Origin of the sequence: Streptomyces sp. NPDC087844 (assembly GCF_044742785.1) — a bacterium.
In the GTDB taxonomy this organism is placed as follows: domain Bacteria; phylum Actinomycetota; class Actinomycetes; order Streptomycetales; family Streptomycetaceae; genus Streptomyces.
In genome coordinates this window covers 240,669-258,703 of sequence record NZ_JBIUVD010000004.1, presented here as the reverse complement: position 1 = coordinate 258,703, position 18,035 = coordinate 240,669, and the positions used below count along the sequence as shown (strand labels likewise).

The following is an 18,035-nucleotide window of genomic DNA, read 5'->3' as shown; positions in this document are numbered from 1 at the left end:
CGCTCGCCGCCGACCTCCCGCTAACGGGTGGTCGTGATGAGTTGCGAACGCATCCCACCCGGCACCGGGTACGGATCGCGCGTCCGTCCCGTGGACGCCCTGACCCTCCGGTGCCGCCGCGGGCTACCCTGACGGCGTGCGCCTTCCGCAAGAAGCGCAAAGCCGACAGCCGTCGCACTCCAGGGAGCATCTTCCATGGCCTCGTTGCCGAACCCGTCCCTTCCGTCCGAGTCGGCCTACAGCCGGACTCGAACCGACGCCCTCCGCGAGGCGCTCGCCACCCGCGTGGTGGTGGCCGACGGCGCGATGGGCACCATGCTCCAGGCACAGGACCCGACCCTTGAGGACTTCCAGAACCTTGAGGGCTGCAACGAGATCCTGAACCTCACCCGCCCCGACATCGTGCGCTCCGTCCACGAGGAATACTTCTCGGTGGGCGTCGACTGCGTCGAGACCAACACCTTCGGCGCCAACCACGCGGCCCTCGCCGAGTACGACATCGCCGAACGCGTCCACGAACTCTCCGAGTCCGGCGCGCGCATCGCCCGCGAGGTCGCCGACGAGTTCACCGCCGCCACCGGACAGCAGCGCTGGGTCCTCGGCTCCATGGGCCCCGGCACCAAGCTGCCGACCCTCGGCCACGCCCCGTACACGCTCCTGCGCGACGCCTACCAGCGGAACGCCGAAGGCATGATCGCCGGCGGCGCCGACGCGCTGCTCGTGGAGACCACCCAGGACCTGCTGCAGACGAAGGCATCCGTGCTGGGCGCCCGCCGGGCCCTGGACAACCTCGGCGTGGACCTGCCGCTGATCGTCTCCGTGACCGTCGAGACCACCGGCACCATGCTCCTCGGCTCGGAGATCGGCGCCGCGCTCACCGCGCTCGAACCGCTCGGCATCGACATGATCGGCCTGAACTGCGCCACCGGGCCCGCCGAGATGAGCGAGCACCTGCGCTACCTGGCCCGCCACTCCCGCATCCCGCTGTCCTGCATGCCGAACGCGGGCCTCCCGGTCCTCGGCAAGAACGGCGCCCACTACCCGCTGACCGCACCCGAACTCGCCGACGCCCAGGAAACCTTCGTCACGGAGTACGGCCTCTCGCTGATCGGCGGCTGCTGCGGCACGACGCCCGAGCACCTGCGGCAGGTCGTCGAGCGCGTACGGGACATGACACCGGCCCCGCGCAACCCGCGCCCCGAGCCCGGCGCCGCCTCGCTCTACCAGACCGTGCCGTTCCGCCAGGACACCGCCTACATGGCGATCGGCGAGCGCACCAACGCCAACGGCTCGAAGAAGTTCCGCGAGGCCATGCTGGAGGGCCGCTGGGACGACTGTGTGGAGATCGCCCGCGACCAGATCCGCGAGGGCGCGCACATGCTCGACCTGTGCGTCGACTACGTGGGCCGCGACGGCGTCGCCGACATGCAGGAACTGGCCGGCCGCTTCGCCACCGCCTCCACCCTGCCGATCGTCCTCGACTCCACCGAGGTCGACGTCCTGCGGGCCGGCCTGGAGAAGCTCGGCGGTCGCGCGGTCATCAACTCCGTCAACTACGAGGACGGCGACGGCCCCGAGTCCCGCTTCGCGAAGGTCACCAGGCTCGCGCAGGAGCACGGCGCCGCGCTCATCGCCCTCACCATCGACGAGGAGGGGCAGGCGCGCACCCCCGAGCACAAGGTCGCGATCGCCGAGCGCCTCATCGCCGACCTCACCGGCAACTGGGGCATCCACGAGTCGGACATCCTCATCGACACCCTGACCTTCACCATCTGTACCGGCCAGGAGGAGTCCCGGGGCGACGGCATCGCCACCATCGAGGCGATCCGGCAGCTCAAGCAGCGCCACCCCGACGTCCAGACCACCCTCGGCCTGTCGAACATCTCCTTCGGCCTCAACCCGGCCGCGCGCGTCCTGCTCAACTCGGTCTTCCTCGACGAGTGCGTCAAGGCCGGCCTCGACTCGGCGATCGTGCACGCCTCGAAGATCCTGCCGATCGCCCGCTTCACCGAGGAGGAGGTCACCACGGCCCTCGACCTCATCCACGACCGCCGCCGCGAGGGCTACGACCCGCTGCAGAAGCTGATGGCGCTGTTCGAGGGCGCGACCAGCAAGTCCCGCAAGGCAGGCCGCGCGGAGGAACTCGCCGCCCTGCCGCTGGACGAGCGGCTCAAGCGGCGCATCATCGACGGCGAGAAGAACGGCCTCGAACAGGACCTGGACGACGCCCTGAAGGAGCGCCCGGCCCTCGACATCGTCAACGAGACGCTGCTCGACGGCATGAAGGTCGTCGGCGAGCTGTTCGGCTCGGGTCAGATGCAACTGCCGTTCGTGCTCCAGTCCGCCGAGGTCATGAAGACCGCGGTGGCCCATCTGGAGCCGCACATGGAGAAGACCGACGACGACGGCAAGGGCACCATCGTGCTGGCCACCGTGCGCGGAGACGTCCACGACATCGGCAAGAACCTCGTCGACATCATCCTGTCCAACAACGGCTACACCGTCGTCAACCTCGGTATCAAGCAGCCCGTCTCCGCGATCCTCGATGCCGCCAAGGAACACCGCGCGGACGTCATCGGCATGTCGGGGCTCCTGGTCAAGTCCACGGTGATCATGAAGGAGAACCTGGAGGAGCTCAACCAGCGCAAGATGGCCGCCGACTACCCGGTCATCCTCGGCGGCGCCGCCCTCACCCGGGCGTACGTCGAGCAGGACCTGCACGAGATCTACGACGGCGAGGTCCGTTACGCCCGCGACGCGTTCGAGGGCCTGCGCCTGATGGACGCCCTCATCGGGGTCAAGCGCGGGGTACCGGGCGCCGTGCTGCCGGAGCTGAAGCAGCGCCGGGTGCGCGCAACCGCCCAGCCGGTCGTCGAGGAGCACCCGGAGGAGGGCGCGGCCCGCTCGGACGTGGCCGTCGACAACCCGGTCCCCACCCCGCCCTTCTGGGGCACCCGCGTCATCAAGGGCATCCAGCTCAAGGAGTACGCGTCCTGGCTGGACGAGGGCGCCCTGTTCAAGGGCCAGTGGGGCCTCAAGCAGGCCCGCACGGGCGACGGGCCGACGTACGAGGAGCTGGTGGAGACGGAGGGCAGGCCGCGCCTTCGCGGCCTCCTGGACCAGCTGCAGACAGGGAACCTCCTCGAAGCGGCGGTCGTATACGGCTACTTCCCGTGCGTCTCCAAGGACGACGACCTGATCCTCCTGGACGACCAGGGCAACGAACGCACCCGCTTCACCTTCCCGCGCCAGCGCCGCGGCCGCCGGCTGTGCCTGGCCGACTTCTTCCGCCCCGAGGAGTCCGGCGAGACGGACGTCGTCGGCCTCCAGGTCGTCACCGTCGGCTCCCGGATCGGCGAGGAGACGGCGAAGCTCTTCGAGGCGAACTCCTACCGCGACTACCTCGAACTGCACGGCCTGTCCGTCCAGCTGGCCGAGGCGCTGGCCGAGTACTGGCACGCGCGCGTGCGCTCCGAACTCGGCTTCGCCGGCGAGGACCCGGCCGACGTCGAAGACATGTTCGCGCTCAAGTACCGCGGCGCCCGCTTCTCCCTCGGCTACGGCGCCTGCCCCGACCTGGAGGACCGCGCGAAGATCGCCCGCCTCCTGGAACCGGAACGCATCGGCGTCCACCTCTCGGAAGAGTTCCAACTCCACCCGGAACAGTCCACGGACGCCATCGTCATCCACCACCCGGAAGCCAAGTACTTCAACGCCCGCTGAGGGGGGCGCCCCACAGGCGCGCGAGGAACGGCGCAGCCTTTCGCCCTTCTCCAAGGGGCGCGGGGAACGGCGCAGTCTTTCGTCTTCCAGGGGCGCGGGGAACGGCGCGCGCAACCACGACGCACCGTCAGCTGACCAAACACCTCCGCGCCCCCAGCCCTCGCAGGGGCCCGCCCCGTCCCATGAGGCGCTCGCGCGAGCGCCGACGTACACTGGTCGGTCCAGTGCAGGCCGGTTCCCCAGGAGGGAACCGGCCTTCTCGTCCCTAAACGGAGGTGCGCCTATGACCAGTACGGTCCCCCCACCAGGCACCCGGACAGCCGAAGGCTCCACCCTTCAGGCAGTTCTCCTGGACATGGACGGAACCCTCGTCGATACGGAGGGCTTCTGGTGGGACGCCGAGGTCCAGGTGTTCGCCCAACTCGGCCACCGGCTGGACGACGCCTGGCGCCACGTCGTGGTCGGCGGCCCCATGACCCGCAGCGCGGGCTTCCTCATCGAGGCCACCGGCGCCACGATCACCCTCTCCGAGCTCACCGTGCTGCTGAACGACGGGTTCGAGAACCGCATCGCCCGGTCCCTCCCGCTGATGCCCGGCGCCGCTAGACTCCTGGCAGAGCTGGCCGCACACGGCATCCCCACCGCGCTGGTCTCCGCCTCGCACCGCCGCATCATCGACCGCGTACTGCTCTCGCTCGGCGCGCAGAACTTCGCCCTGACCGTCGCGGGCGACGAGGTGGAGCGCACCAAGCCCTTCCCCGACCCGTATCTGATCGCCGCCGCCGGGCTGGGCGCGGACCCGGCCAGGTGCGCGGTCATCGAGGACACCGCGACGGGCGTGGCCGCCGCCGAGGCAGCGGGCTGCCAGGTGGTGGCCGTGCCCTCCGTGGCGCCGATCGCGCCGGCCGCCGGAAGGACCGTCGTGCGGTCCCTCGAACAGGTCGACCTGCCTTTTCTCCGAGGCCTGATGACAGAGAAACGCTAATCGTTCACTCACGGTGCACGAGTAAATGCGGAAAAACTGCGTGGTCACAGCACCGGAATAATTCGATCGCCTCCCGCGCGCCTCGGATGGCCGAATTCCGGTACTGTCACACACAGTTGCAGGTGTGACGTTCGCCACTGCGGCGGGGGTCGACAGAGGGCTGTCAGTGTGCCTGACAAGCCATTTCGGTGGTCGCAGGCGTGCCCTTGTGTCCTGATTCGTGGACCGACGTACGAATCCTTCCACTGTCGGTTTTTCGGTGCGTCCGCAGCCGGTCTCGCAGCGTGATGGGAACTCAACTCCGGTACCTGCGAACCGTCCTGCCGGTCCCGACTAATCTCAACGCGAGAACATCGCCGTAACCCCCGTGTACCCGACCGCAACACCCCGGCATGCCGGGCCCGCGGGATCGACAGCTCTGGAGAACTTCGAGCATGAACCGTAAGCCTTTGGTGCTGCCGGCCGCGATCGGTCTGCTCGCCTCTGTCCTCGCCGCATGCGGCGGATCCGACAGTGGAGGCGACGGCGGCGACGCAATCGTCGTCGGTACCACCGACCGGTTCACCGCCTCGAAGGAGGCACCGGCCCCGTTCGACCCGGCCTACGCGTACGACGTCGGCGCCTGGAACGTTCTGCGCCAGACGGTCCAGACCCTGATGGCCATGCCCAACGGCGGTGGCGACCCCACTCCGGAGGCTGCCGAGGAGTGCGGATTCACCGACTCCGGCAACGAGCGCTACGCCTGCACGCTGCGCAAGGACCTCAAGTTCTCCAACGGTGACCCGGTCACCGCCGAGGACGTGAAGTTCTCCATCGACCGCGCGCTGCAGATCAAGGCCGACACCGGCGTCTTCGCCCTGCTGTCGACCGTCGACGCCGTCGAGACCAAGGGTGACCGCGAGGTGATCTTCCACCTCAACAGCGCCGACGCCACCTTCCCGTTCAAGCTGTCCACGCCGGTCGCGGGCATCGTCAACCCCGACGACTACGCCAAGAACAAGCTGCGGGACGGCTTCGAGGTCAGCAGCTCGGGCCCGTACACCCTCAAGGCCGAGGCCAGCGGCGACGACGTCACCAAGATCGTTTACACCAAGAACCCCTACTACCAGGGGATCTCGGACATCAAGAACGACAAGGTCGAGCTGCGGTCCTTCGAGGACGCGGACGCCATGGGCGCCGCGATCGACAAGGGCGACATCGACATGATGACCCGCACCATGTCGCCCGAGCAGATCAAGAAGCTGCAGAACGCCGAGGACAGCGACATCGATGTGATCGAGCAGCCCGGCCTGGAGATCCGCTACATCGGCTTCGACGTCGAGAAGCCGACCCTGAAGGACAAGGCGGTCCGCCAGGCGGTCGCCCACATCGTCAACCGCGGCGAACTGACCTCCAAGGTGTACGGCACCGGCGCCGACCCGCTGTACTCGATGGTCCCGGCCACGGTCACCGGCCACGCCAACTCGTTCTTCAACGAGTACGGCGAGCCGGATGTCGCCAAGGCCAAGGCACTGCTCACCGCGGCGAACATCACGACGCCGGTGAAGTTCACGATGAACTACACGACGGACCACTACGGACCCGCCACGAAGACCGAGTTCGAGACGCTGCAGAAGCAGCTCAACGACACCGGCCTCTTCGACGTCGACATCAAGGGCGAGAAGTGGGACACCTACCGTCCCAAGCAGCGTGAGGGCAAGTTCGCCGTCTACGGCATGGGCTGGTTCCCCGACTTCCCGGACGCGGAGACCTTCCTCACGCCGTTCCTGGACAAGGACAACACCATCGCGTCGCCGTACGTGAACAAGCGCATCCGGGAGGACCTGATCCCGGAGTCGCGTCGCGAGGCCGACCGCCTCAGCGCCTCGAAGAGCATCGAGGAGATCCAGAGCATCGTCGCCGACGACGTCCCGCTCCTGCCCCTGTGGCAGGGCAAGCAGTACGTCGCCGTACGGGACGACATCACCGGCGCCGAGTACGCGCTCAACTCGTCGGCCACGCTGCAGCTGTGGGAGCTGGGCCGCGGAGTGGGCAGCGACTGACGACCTCCGTCTCCATGAGAATGGCCGCCCCCCGCTGAAAGGGGGCGGCCATTCTCACTGTGCGGCCGGTACCGTTCTCGGCCCTCACTCCGGGGCGCCGCACGGTCACTGCGCGCCGGGGCGCACCAGACCGCTCTCGTACGCGTACACCGCGGCCTGCACACGGTCCCGCAGCCGAAGCTTGGTCAGGACATGGCCCACATGCGTCTTGACCGTGGTCTCGCTGACGAACAGATCGGCGGCGATCTCCGCGTTCGACAGCCCGCGGGCCACCAGCTTCAGAACCTCCACCTCACGCTCGGTCAGCGTGTGCAGGGTGTCCGGCACCGGCTCGTCGCCCGAGGGCAGATGACCCGCGTACTTGTCGAGCAGCCGACGGGTGATACTCGGCGCCAGCATGGCCTCGCCCGCCGCCACCACCCGGATCGCCTGCACCAACTCGTTGGCCGGGGCGTCCTTCAGGAGGAAACCGCTGGCGCCGGCGCGCAGGGCCTCCACCACGTACTCGTCGAGATCGAAGGTCGTCAGCACCAGCACCTTCGCCGGACCGTCCCGGCCGGGGCCGGTGATCTGCCGGGTGGCCTCGACCCCGTCCATCCTCGGCATACGGATGTCCATCAGAACCACATCGGGCTGCAGGGCACGTACCTGATCGATCGCCTGGAGACCGTCACCGGCCTCGCCGACGACCGCGATGTCCTGCTCCGCCTCCAGAATCATCCGGAAGCCGGTGCGCAGCAGCGGCTGGTCGTCGACCAGTAGGACGCGGATGGCCACGTGAGTCTCCTTCGCTAGTCCGGCCCCATTCTGCCCTGCGGGGGTCACCCGCTACGCCCGCGGGGCACGCGCGCGGCCCGCACGCTCAGGCGCCGCCGGACCCGGGCGTCCGCACCGGCAGCGGATACGGCGGGGGAGTGCCGCCGAATTCCGGGCAGACCGCCCGGTGATCGCACCAGCCGCAGAGCTTGGTGGGCCGCGGACGCCAGTCACCGGTCTCCGTGGCGAGCCGGATCGCCTCCCACAACGAGTGCAACTTGCGCTCCACATGCTCCAGATCGGCCGGCACCGGGTCGTACGTGAGCACGTCGCCGCTGCCCAGATAGACGAGCTGGAGACGGCGCGGGACGACCTGTCTCAGCCGCCACACCACAAGGGCGTAGAACTTCATCTGGAACAGGGCGCCCTCCGCGTACTCCGGACGCGGGGCCTTGCCCGTCTTGTAGTCGACGATCCGCACCTCACCCGAGGGCGCCACGTCCACACGGTCGATGATGCCCCGCAGCTTCAGGCCCGAGTCGAGCTGAGCCTCCACGAACAGCTCGCGCTCCGCCGGTTCCAGACGGGTCGGGTCCTCCAGGGTGAACCAGCGCTCGACCAGCCGCTCCGCCTCACCGAGCCAGCGCGTCAGCTTCTCGCCCGCGCTCTGCTCGTCGGAGTCCGCGAACAGCTCGGCCAGCTCGGGCTTCGCCTCCCGCAGCCGGTCCCACTGACCGGGGATCAGCGACTTGGCGCGCGGCGCGGTCCGCTCGGTGGCCGGGGCGTCGAAGAGCCGCTCCAGCACCGCGTGCACCAGCGTCCCGCGGGTCGCCGCCTCGCTCGGCTTCTCCGGCAGCTTGTCGATCACCCGGAAGCGGTACAGCAGAGGACACTGCATGAAGTCCCCGGCCCGCGAGGGCGACAACGAGGTCGGAGCCGCGGGATCCCTGACACGGCCCAAGGACGCGCGCCCGGAGGACCCGCTCCCGGAGGACTGCGCTTCCGCACCCGGAGCCGACCCGTCGCCGCGCGCGTCCTCGGCCCCCGGTGTTGCGACCGCGGACCCGGCCGCCGCGTCGCCGGGCCGGGGCACCACGGCTCCGGCCGGCCCGGCAGGGGACGCCGCGAGAGGCGCGGCCACGACGTCGGACGGCTGGACCACGTCGTCCGCCGGTACGGCTTCGGAGCCGTCCCGCGCGACGCCGTCGGTGCTGGTTTCCATGACGACAGACCTTACGGCTCGCCACTGACACCGCGACCCACGGTGACCTGCGCGCGGTACGCCCGCCCGGGAAACGGAGGGGGTGCCGGGGCCGAACACACCGCGACGGCCGCATACCATCGACCACAAGACCTCTCGCGTGCATGATCGCGAGCGGGACACGCGTCGAACGAGGGGACATCGTGGACGAGAGCGGCGGGAGCGGGCAGCCGCTATCCGGTACTGACGAGGCGGACGAGCGCCGCACGGGTCAGCCGCGACCCGGTGACCCGGCGACCACGACGGCCCGGCCGCCCTCCGACCAGCAGCCGCACGACGCCGGCACCCCGACGGAACCGGGGGAAGCGACCGGCCCGGCCCACCCCGAACCGACGGACGACCAGGACGGCGAAGAGCACACGCCCGCACCGCACACCGACACGAGCCACCACCCCGCGCACACAACCGAGGCGCACACGACCGAGGCGCACGGGCCCGAGGGCCACAGGTCCGAGGCGCACACCACCCCGGCGCCCGGCGGCAGGAAGGGCCCCGCCCCCAAGCGGCCCAAGGAACCCGGCGGCGGCCTCCTCATGGGACGCCCCTTCGGCGTACCCGTGTACGTGGCACCCAGCTGGTTCCTCGTCGCCGCCCTCATCACCTGGGTCTTCGGCGGCCAGCTCGACCGCGTCCTGCCCGAGCTTGGCATGGCCCGCTACCTCGTCTCCCTGTTCTTCGCGGTCGCCTTCTACGCCTCCGTACTCGTCCACGAACTGGCGCACACGGTCGCGGCCCTGCGCTTCGGGCTTCCCGTGCGCCGGATCCAGCTCCAGTTCTTCGGCGGCGTCTCCGAGATCGAGAAGGAGTCCGAGACACCCGGACGCGAGTTCGTCCTCGCCTTCGTCGGCCCCCTGCTCTCCCTCATCCTCAGCGGCCTCTTCTACCTCGCCCTCCAGACCGTCGAACCGGGCACCGTCCCCGGCGTCCTGCTGGGCGGCCTGATGATCTCCAACCTGATCGTCGCCGCGTTCAACCTGCTCCCCGGCCTGCCCCTCGACGGCGGCCGCATGCTCCGGGCCGTCGTCTGGAAGATCACCGGCAAACCCATGAGCGGCACCATCGCCGCCGCCTGGGTCGGCCGCGCCCTCGCGATCTCCGTACTCATCGGACTGCCCCTGCTGACCCACTCCGGCAGCCTCGGCACCGACGCCCAGGACATCGGCGGCATGGACACCGTCATGGACGCCCTGCTCGCCGCGATCCTCGCCGGGATCATCTGGACCGGCGCGGGAAACAGCCTCCGCGTCGCCCGCCTGCGCGAACACCTTCCCGAGCTGAGGGCCCGCGCCCTCACCCGGCGCGCGGTCCCCGTCGAGACCCACACCCCGCTCTCCGAAGCACTGCGACGCGCCAACGAGGCCGGCGCGCGCGCCCTGGTCGTCGTGGACGCCGACGGCGACCCCCTCTCCCTCGTCCGGGAGGCCGCCATCGTGGGCGTTCCGGAACACCGCCGCCCCTGGGTCGCCGTCAGCGGACTCGCCCAGGACCTCACCGACGGCATGCGCGTCTCCGCCGAACTGGCCGGCGAGGACCTCCTGGAAGCCCTGCGCGCCACCCCGGCCACCGAGTACCTCGTGGTGGAGGACTCCGGTGAGATCTACGGAGTCCTCTCGGCGGCAGACGTGGAGAAGGCCTTCGTGAAGGCCATGGCCCGCCCGAGCTGAGCACGCGCCCGCAGTACACCGGGCCCCTGGTCGGCGCCCTCCGCAATCGCCGGTAGGCTGAGTGACATGTCCGAACCGACCGGTGCCGCCCGCAGACGCGGGCCCTTCAAGGTCGGGGACCAGGTACAGCTGACCGACCCCAAGGGCCGCCACTACACGTTCACGCTCGAAGCGGGGAAGAACTTCCACACCCACAAGGGTTCCTTCCCGCACGACGAGCTGATCGGCGCACCCGAGGGCAGCGTTGTCCGCACCACGGGGAACGTCGCCTATCTGGCACTGCGCCCCCTGCTCCCCGACTTCGTCCTGTCCATGCCCCGCGGCGCCGCCGTGGTCTACCCCAAGGACGCGGGGCAGATCCTCGCCTTCGCCGACATCTTCCCCGGCGCACGCGTCGTGGAAGCAGGCGTGGGCTCCGGCTCGCTCAGCACCTTCCTGCTCCGTGCCGTAGGTGACCAGGGCATGCTCCACTCGTACGAGCGCCGCGAGGACTTCGCCGAGATCGCCCAGCAGAACGTGGAGCGCTACTTCGGCAGCCCCCACCCCGCCTGGCAGCTCACCGTCGGAGACCTCCAGGACAACCTCTCGGACACCGAGGTCGACCGCGTCGTCCTCGACATGCTCGCCCCCTGGGAATGCCTGGAAGCCGTCTCCAAGGCGCTCGTCCCCGGCGGCATCGTCTGCTGCTACGTGGCGACCACCACCCAGCTCGCCCGGACCGTCGAGTCCATCCGCGAGATCGGCTGCTTCGCCGAGCCGTCCGCCTGGGAGTCGATGGTCCGCAACTGGCACATCGAGGGCCTGGCCGTCCGCCCCGACCACCGGATGATCGGCCACACCGGCTTCCTGCTCACCGCCCGCCGCCTCGCGGACGGCGTCGAGCCGCCCATGCGCCGCCGCCGCCCCTCCAAGGGCGCGTACGGCGACGACTACACCGGACCGAACGCCGACGGCGGCGCCGCCGGCCGCTGAGGCGGCCCCGTGCCGCACACAACGCGCAAGCACCGTGGCCGAGTTCCCGAGAACCCCTCGGAACTCGGCCACAGCGCATTTCCCTTGACGTTGTGCCAGTACCGTCCACCCCACCGTTCCCTCGCGGTGTGACGTGTGGCACCATTCTGGCCACCCCACCGGCACAGCCCTCACAGGAGACACTTCCTAGTGCAGCACTCCGCCGTCCCGGAACTGGCCCACACCCACACCCGCCCGATCCACTGGGTCGCCACGGCAGCAGCGCTGGCCGCGGTCGTCGCGGCCTCGGGCTTCCTGCAGCCCGACGAGGCCACGGCCGCCCAGCACGGCATCGAGGCGAAGAGCGCCCCGGCGGCCATCACACCCCCCGACCCCGCCCACGCCGACTACCCCCTGGACTGCGGCCCCGCGAAGGTCCTCGTCCAGAAGAAGGCCTCCGGCGACCTCGACGGCGACGGCCTCCCCGAGACGGTCGCCGTCGTCCGCTGCGACGCGGGCTCCGGCACCCCGCCCAGCGGCGTCTACGTCCTCACCAGGTCCGAGGGCACCTCGAAAGCCAGAGTCGTGGCCACCCTCGTGGACCCCGAGGACCGACTGTCCGTCCAGGACTTCGCCCTCCGCGACGCCACCGTCACCGCGACCCTGCTCGGCTACTCGTCGCCCGACGTACCGAGTTGCTGCCCCGACGTGAACGAGGGCGCCAAGTGGCAGTGGAAGAACGGCGCCTTCGTACGCTCGACACCGCCCGCGGCCCGCAGTATGTGAGACCGGGGCACCGCGGCGGGTGGAACCGCACATGTGAGAAGAAAGACAACCAGGAGGAACCGGGCACCCGCGTCACGCGAGGTGCCCGCGCACTCACTCCGCGTCTGGACCGAAGACCTCGACACTGTCCGACACGCGGCGTACATGGATGCAGTCGCCCGGACACTCCTTCGCGGAGTCGGCGACATCACGCAGAAGCGTCAGGGGTACGGGCGTTGTCGCCCCCGGGGTCTGCAGAAGCTCGTCACCAGGGCTCTTGACATAGGCCAGCCCGTCGATGTCCAGTTCGAACACCTCGGGCGCGTACTGGGCGCAGATCCCGTCACCGGTGCACAGGTCCTGATCGATCCAGACCTCAAGCGCCTCGCCGTCGACTCCGGCCTCCTGCTGCACGGTCATTTCTCCTGCCGTTTCCTGCGCAGAGCGGCCCGAAGACGGGGAATCGGGCCAGCTCTGACGGGTGTTGAACAGTTCGACCCTACCTCTGTCGGCTTCCCGAGCACGTTGGGTGGGTATCCCACTGGCGTGAGGGAGAGCGCAAGGGTGAAGATCGGACACACCCCGACAGTCTTTTGATCTAGGGGTTTCAATCGACACCCACCCAGGTAGGGTCTGGAAGCGTCCAGCTCCCCTTGGAGGAGGTGAGGACCGTGGCAGCCCACGACGACGACATGAACCGCGGCATCCGCCCGGGACGAGGGTCCGACGACCCGTCCGGGCAGATTGCCTACCTTGAGCAGGAGATCGCCGTCCTGCGACGCAAGCTCGCCGACTCTCCGCGACACACGAGGATTCTCGAAGAGCGGATCGTCGAGCTGCAGACCAACCTGGCCGGCGTCTCCGCGCAGAACGAGCGGCTGGCCAACACCCTCCGAGAGGCCCGCGACCAGATCGTGGCACTCAAGGAGGAAGTCGACCGGCTCGCACAGCCGCCGGCCGGCTTCGGAGTCTTCCTCGCAGCCAACGAGGACGGCACCGCCGACATCTTCACCGGAGGCCGCAAACTCCGGGTGAACGTCAGCCCCGGCGTCGAGCTCGAAGAGCTCCGGCGCGGCCAGGAACTGATGCTCAACGAAGCCCTCAACGTGGTCGAGGCCATGGAATACGAGAGCGTCGGCGACATCGTCACCCTCAAAGAGATCCTTGAGGACGGCGAGCGCGCCCTCGTACAGGGGCACACCGACGAGGAGCGGGTGGTACGGCTCGCCGAACCACTGCTGGACGTAGTCATCCGTCCCGGCGACGCCCTCCTCCTCGAACCCCGCTCCGGCTACGTCTACGAGGTCGTGCCCAAGAGCGAGGTCGAAGAGCTCGTCCTCGAAGAGGTCCCCGACATCGGCTACGAGCAGATCGGCGGTCTGGGCGGCCAGATCGAGATGATCCGCGACGCGGTCGAGCTCCCCTACCTCTACCCCGACCTCTTCAAGGAGCACGAACTGCGCCCACCCAAGGGCGTACTGCTGTACGGGCCCCCCGGGTGCGGCAAGACACTCATCGCCAAGGCCGTCGCCAACTCACTGGCCAAAAAGGTCGCGGAAGTGACCGGGCAAGCCACCGGCAAGAGCTTCTTCCTCAACATCAAGGGCCCCGAACTCCTCAACAAGTACGTCGGTGAGACCGAGCGGCAGATCCGCCTCGTCTTCCAGCGCGCCCGTGAGAAGGCCAGCGAGGGCACCCCCGTCATCGTCTTCTTCGACGAGATGGAATCCCTCTTCCGCACCCGCGGATCAGGCGTCAGCTCGGACGTGGAGAACACCATCGTCCCGCAGCTGCTCGCCGAGATCGACGGCGTGGAAGGCCTGCAGAACGTCGTGGTGATCGGCGCCTCGAACCGCGAGGACATGATCGACCCCGCCATCCTGCGCCCCGGCCGCCTCGACGTGAAGATCAAGATCGAGCGTCCGGACGCCGAAGCGGCCAAGGACATCTTCGCCAAGTACCTCACCGAGCGGCTCCCGCTGCACCCCGACGACGTCGGAGAGCACGGAGGCAGCAAGAGCACCACCGTCCAGAGCATGATCCAGACCGCCGTCGAGCACATGTACACCGAATCCGAGGAGAACCGCTTCCTCGAAGTCACCTACGCCAACGGCGACAAGGAAGTCCTCTACTTCAAGGACTTCAACTCCGGCGCCATGATCGAGAACATCGTCGGCCGCGCCAAGAAGATGGCGATCAAGGACTTCCTCGAACACGCCCAGAAGGGCCTGCGAGTCTCCCACCTGCTCCAGGCCTGCGTGGACGAGTTCAAGGAGAACGAGGACCTGCCGAACACCACCAACCCGGACGACTGGGCCCGAATCTCCGGAAAGAAGGGCGAACGGATCGTTTATATCCGGACACTCATCACCGGAAAGCAGGGCGCGGACACCGGACGCTCCATCGACACGGTGGCGAACACCGGTCAGTACCTGTAAAAGACAGGGTGGCTGCGGGTGCCCTCACCGGGTACCCGCAGCCAACTGTTTTCCAGGGCACAGCTGGAGCTGAGCAATGACGCAAATGATCTCCCCACCAGTGCAAAGGCGCTCTAGGCTCTTCGGTACCGCCGAGTCGCGCAGTGCGGGGACGGGCACCGCACACGCACCGGAGCGCCAGCGGTACTTGAGCGGCGTCCCCGACCGAGGACGCCGCCGGGCAAGGAGGGCCGCATGACCGTACGGCGAGTAATGGGCATCGAGACGGAATACGGGATCTCCGTCCCCGGCCACCCCAACGCCAATGCCATGCTCACCTCGTCCCAGATCGTCAACGCCTACGCGGCGGCGATGCACCGGGCCCGGCGGGCCCGCTGGGACTTCGAGGAGGAGAACCCCCTGCGGGACGCGCGGGGCTTCGACCTCGCCCGCGAAGCCGCCGACTCCAGCCAGCTCACCGACGAGGACATCGGCCTGGCCAATGTCATCCTCACCAACGGGGCACGGCTGTACGTCGACCACGCACACCCCGAATACAGCTCCCCCGAAGTGACCAACCCACTGGACGCCGTCCTGTGGGACAAGGCCGGCGAACGCATCATGGCGGAAGCCGCCGAGCGCGCCGCCCAGCTCCCCGGCGCCCAGCCGATCCACCTCTACAAGAACAACACCGACAACAAGGGCGCCTCCTACGGCACGCACGAGAACTACCTGATGAAGCGGGAGACCCCCTTCTCGGACATCGTGCGCCACCTCACGCCGTTCTTCGTCTCACGTCAGGTCGTCACCGGAGCCGGCCGCGTCGGCATCGGTCAGGACGGGCACGAACACGGCTTCCAGCTCAGCCAGCGCGCCGACTACTTCGAGGTCGAGGTGGGCCTCGAAACCACCCTGAAGCGCCCCATCATCAACACCCGCGACGAGCCGCACGCGGACGCCGAGAAGTACCGCCGCCTGCACGTGATCATCGGCGACGCGAACCTCTCCGAGATCTCGACCTACCTCAAGCTCGGCACCACCGCCCTCGTCCTGTCCATGATCGAGGACGGCTTCATCGCCGTGGACCTCGCCGTGGACCAGCCGGTGCGCACCCTGCACCAGGTCTCGCACGACCCGACCCTCAAGCGCCTGATCACACTCCGCAGCGGCCGGACACTCACGGCGGTCCAGCTCCAGATGGAGTACTTCGAACTGGCGCGCAAGTACGTCGACGAACGCTACGGAGCCGACGCGGACGAGCAGACCAAGGACGTGCTGACCCGCTGGGAGGACGTCCTGGGCCGGCTGGAGACCGACCCGATGAGCCTGTCCGGCGAGCTGGACTGGGTGGCCAAGCGGGAGCTCATGGAGGGCTACCGGCGCCGTGACGACCTCGACTGGGACGCCGCGCGGCTGCACCTGATCGACCTCCAGTACGCCGACGTACGGCCCGACAAGGGCCTCTACAACCGACTGGTGGCCCGCGGCCGGATCAAGCGGCTGCTGGACGAGACGGGCGTCGAGCGGGCCGAGACGAAGCCGCCGGAGGACACCCGCGCGTACTTCCGCGGGCGTTGCCTCGAACAGTACGCGGACGACGTCGCGGCGGCCTCCTGGGACTCGGTGATCTTCGACCTGCCGGGCCGGGACTCGCTCCAGCGCGTTCCAACCCTGGAGCCGCTTCGCGGAACGCGTAATCACGTGAAGGAGCTTCTCGACCGCTGTCGGACGGCAGAAGACCTGGTCAAGGTCCTGTCGGGCAACTGAAACGGCCACCGGGCCGATCCGCCCCGACAGGGTGGAAAGGCCGCAGTCCGGGAATCATCGAGGTGGTTCCCGGACGTTGTGGCAACTGTGGGGCCGATGTCGGACCCTGCTTGTAGGGTCTGATCAAGAACGTCGAAACCGAGCGGGGTGAGGGTTATGGCGACCAAGGACACCGGCGGCGGACAGCAGAAGGCGACGCGCGAGACCGAGCAGGTCGAGGAAGCGCCCGAGGTACAGGCATCGGAGGACCTCAAGGAGCGCCAGGAGAAGCTGAGCGACGACGTGGACTCCGTCCTGGACGAGATCGACGATGTCCTGGAGGAGAACGCAGAGGACTTCGTTCGAAGTTTCGTTCAAAAGGGTGGCCAGTAACCTTCGAACCGAAGGTGGCGGGGGTTCTTGGCTTGGCGAGTGAAGAAAACGTGAAGTGCTGCGTGCGGTGTGGCGAGGAAAAGCCGTACGCGGCCTTCGCTCGCGGGCGATCAAATGCCCGAGGGGCACACATTCTGTCTCACATGCGGTGAGGTCAAGCCGTGGAGCGAGTGGCACTGCAATGCGACCGCCTCGGACGGGTTGTCAACGCGTTGTAAGACGTGTCGGGCCGTAGAGGGGCGTGCGGGTCACCTGAAGCGTCAATACGGCATGACCGAAGCCCAACGCGACGAGATGGTCGCCTCTCAAAAGGGGCTCTGTGTGATCTGCCTGAAAGCTCCGGCCGTTCATGTGGATCACTGCCACAAGACGGGTAGGGTCCGTGGCGTACTGTGCTTCAACTGTATTTCCGGCCTCGGCCTGTTGAGGGATGACCCCGACGTGATGAACCGAGCTGCCGACTACCTGGAAGGAAACGCGTGGAAGCCAACACTCGTAGCACCGGGCGTCTACCAGCTGCCTTCCTGACGCCTGGGTCGTCGTCCTTCATGGACTTCCTGTCCGACCACCAGCCGGAGATGCTCCCGGGCAAGCGGCAGTTGCCGCCCATGCAGGGAGTCATCGAGGCCCCGCACGGCACGACCATCGTCGCCACCACCTTCGTCGGCGGTGTCGTCCTCGCCGGTGACCGGCGGGCCACGATGGGCAACGTCATCGCGCAGCGGGACATCGAGAAGGTGTTCCCGGCGGACGAGTACTCGGCCGTCGGTATCGCCGGTACGGCAGGTCTGGCCGTCGAGATGGTGAAGCTGTTCCAACTGGAGCTGGAGCACTTCGAGAAGGTGGAGGGCACCACGCTCTCCCTGGAGGGCAAGGCGAACCGCCTCTCCACGATGATCCGTTCGAACCTCGGCATGGCCATGCAGGGCCTCGCCGTGGTCCCGCTCTTCGCCGGTTTCGACGTCGACCGCGACAGGGGCCGCATCTTCTCCTACGACGTGACGGGCGGCCGCTCCGAGGAGCACGGCTACGCGGCCACGGGCTCCGGCTCGCTCTTCGCGCGCGGTGCCATGAAGAAGCTGTACCACAAGGACCTGACGGAAGAGCAGGCCACGACGCTCGTCGTACAGGCGCTGTACGACGCGGCAGACGACGACTCGGCGACCGGCGGTCCCGATGTCGCCCGCCGGATCTACCCGATCGTCACCGTGATCACCGAGGACGGCTTCCGCCGGCTCACGGACCAGGAGGCCTCCGAGATCGCCGGTGCGATCATCGAGCGGCGCCTGCAGCAGCCCGACGGTCCGCGCGCCGCGCTGCTCTAGCGGCGGC

Annotated in this window: 14 protein-coding genes; 11 read left to right on the top strand and 3 right to left on the bottom strand. The window is 68.6% G+C overall.

Translation table 11 applies throughout. The annotated features are described in order from the left end of the window. The first annotated feature begins 195 nt into the window (after positions 1-195). From metH to ACIOKD_RS11000, 3 genes are all read left to right on the top strand, one after another. Complete coding sequence (gene metH, locus ACIOKD_RS11010; protein ID WP_402081215.1) at positions 196-3,723, top strand: methionine synthase; 3,528 nt, start codon at positions 196-198, stop codon at positions 3,721-3,723. 283 nt (positions 3,724-4,006) lie between these two features. Further along, positions 4,007-4,708: an HAD-IA family hydrolase gene (locus tag ACIOKD_RS11005; protein ID WP_402081212.1), complete on the top strand. Its 702-nt coding sequence runs from the start codon at positions 4,007-4,009 to the stop codon at positions 4,706-4,708. Between the two features lie 434 nt (positions 4,709-5,142). Then, entirely contained in the window at positions 5,143-6,750 is a 1,608-nt protein-coding gene (locus tag ACIOKD_RS11000; protein WP_402081210.1) for an ABC transporter substrate-binding protein, read from the top strand. 105 nt (positions 6,751-6,855) lie between these two features. Here ACIOKD_RS11000 and ACIOKD_RS10995 read toward each other — a convergent pair whose 3' ends face one another. Together ACIOKD_RS10995 and ACIOKD_RS10990 are read right to left on the bottom strand one after the other, a co-directional pair. Continuing rightward, on the bottom strand, positions 6,856-7,527 hold the full coding sequence (locus tag ACIOKD_RS10995; RefSeq protein WP_402081207.1) for a response regulator: 672 nt from the start codon (positions 7,525-7,527) through the stop codon (positions 6,856-6,858). An 85-nt stretch (positions 7,528-7,612) separates the two neighbouring features. After that, entirely contained in the window at positions 7,613-8,728 is a 1,116-nt protein-coding gene (locus tag ACIOKD_RS10990) for a RecB family exonuclease (protein ID WP_402081205.1), read from the bottom strand. Positions 8,729-8,910: 182 nt separating this feature from the next. On the opposite strand from ACIOKD_RS10990, the gene ACIOKD_RS10985 reads away from it, so the two are divergent. The 3 genes from ACIOKD_RS10985 (at position 8,911) to ACIOKD_RS10975 (ending at position 12,168) form a co-directional block, all read left to right on the top strand. Next, positions 8,911-10,431, top strand: coding sequence for a site-2 protease family protein (locus tag ACIOKD_RS10985; protein WP_402081203.1), 1,521 nt, complete (start codon positions 8,911-8,913; stop codon positions 10,429-10,431). A gap of 66 nt (positions 10,432-10,497) precedes the next feature. Then, entirely contained in the window at positions 10,498-11,403 is a 906-nt protein-coding gene (locus ACIOKD_RS10980) for a tRNA (adenine-N1)-methyltransferase (protein WP_402081201.1), read from the top strand. A gap of 189 nt (positions 11,404-11,592) precedes the next feature. Then, positions 11,593-12,168 carry a hypothetical protein gene (locus ACIOKD_RS10975; RefSeq protein WP_402081199.1) on the top strand — a complete coding sequence of 192 codons (576 nt, stop codon included), beginning with the start codon at positions 11,593-11,595 and terminating at the stop codon, positions 12,166-12,168. Positions 12,169-12,261: 93 nt separating this feature from the next. On the opposite strand, the gene ACIOKD_RS10970 is transcribed toward ACIOKD_RS10975, so the two are convergent. Next, positions 12,262-12,567: a ferredoxin gene (locus ACIOKD_RS10970; RefSeq protein ID WP_402081198.1), complete on the bottom strand. Its 306-nt coding sequence runs from the start codon at positions 12,565-12,567 to the stop codon at positions 12,262-12,264. 251 nt (positions 12,568-12,818) lie between these two features. Between ACIOKD_RS10970 and arc the strand changes: the two genes are divergently transcribed. The 5 genes from arc (at position 12,819) to prcB (ending at position 18,028) form a co-directional block, all read left to right on the top strand. Continuing rightward, the gene (gene arc / locus ACIOKD_RS10965) at positions 12,819-14,585 is read left to right on the top strand and encodes a proteasome ATPase (RefSeq protein WP_398288996.1); all 1,767 of its coding nucleotides are present in this window, start codon (positions 12,819-12,821) and stop codon (positions 14,583-14,585) included. A gap of 234 nt (positions 14,586-14,819) precedes the next feature. Further along, positions 14,820-16,331, top strand: a complete 1,512-nt coding sequence (dop, locus tag ACIOKD_RS10960) for a depupylase/deamidase Dop (protein ID WP_402081191.1) — start codon at positions 14,820-14,822, stop codon at positions 16,329-16,331. 156 nt (positions 16,332-16,487) lie between these two features. Continuing rightward, entirely contained in the window at positions 16,488-16,703 is a 216-nt protein-coding gene (locus ACIOKD_RS10955) for a ubiquitin-like protein Pup (protein WP_210892065.1), read from the top strand. Between the two features lie 114 nt (positions 16,704-16,817). Continuing rightward, the gene (locus ACIOKD_RS10950; protein ID WP_402081188.1) at positions 16,818-17,231 is read left to right on the top strand and encodes an endonuclease VII domain-containing protein; all 414 of its coding nucleotides are present in this window, start codon (positions 16,818-16,820) and stop codon (positions 17,229-17,231) included. After that, a complete protein-coding gene (gene prcB, locus ACIOKD_RS10945) occupies positions 17,183-18,028 on the top strand; it encodes a proteasome subunit beta (RefSeq protein ID WP_402081185.1) in 846 nt (281 codons plus the stop codon). Before ACIOKD_RS10950 ends, prcB begins: the two co-directional genes overlap by 49 nt. Positions 18,029-18,035: the final 7 nt, after the last annotated feature.

Coding starts and splice junctions, on each gene's coding strand:
- ACIOKD_RS11000 (WP_402081210.1), top strand. CDS start 5,143: ATGAACCGTAAGCCTTTGGTGCTGCCGGCCGCGATCGGTCTGCTCGCC.
- ACIOKD_RS10950 (WP_402081188.1), top strand. CDS start 16,818: ATGCCCGAGGGGCACACATTCTGTCTCACATGCGGTGAGGTCAAGCCG.
- ACIOKD_RS10990 (WP_402081205.1), bottom strand. CDS start 8,728: ATGGAAACCAGCACCGACGGCGTCGCGCGGGACGGCTCCGAAGCCGTA.
- ACIOKD_RS10980 (WP_402081201.1), top strand. CDS start 10,498: ATGTCCGAACCGACCGGTGCCGCCCGCAGACGCGGGCCCTTCAAGGTC.
- ACIOKD_RS11005 (WP_402081212.1), top strand. CDS start 4,007: ATGACCAGTACGGTCCCCCCACCAGGCACCCGGACAGCCGAAGGCTCC.
- dop (WP_402081191.1), top strand. CDS start 14,820: ATGACCGTACGGCGAGTAATGGGCATCGAGACGGAATACGGGATCTCC.
- metH (WP_402081215.1), top strand. CDS start 196: ATGGCCTCGTTGCCGAACCCGTCCCTTCCGTCCGAGTCGGCCTACAGC.
- ACIOKD_RS10955 (WP_210892065.1), top strand. CDS start 16,488: ATGGCGACCAAGGACACCGGCGGCGGACAGCAGAAGGCGACGCGCGAG.
- ACIOKD_RS10970 (WP_402081198.1), bottom strand. CDS start 12,567: ATGACCGTGCAGCAGGAGGCCGGAGTCGACGGCGAGGCGCTTGAGGTC.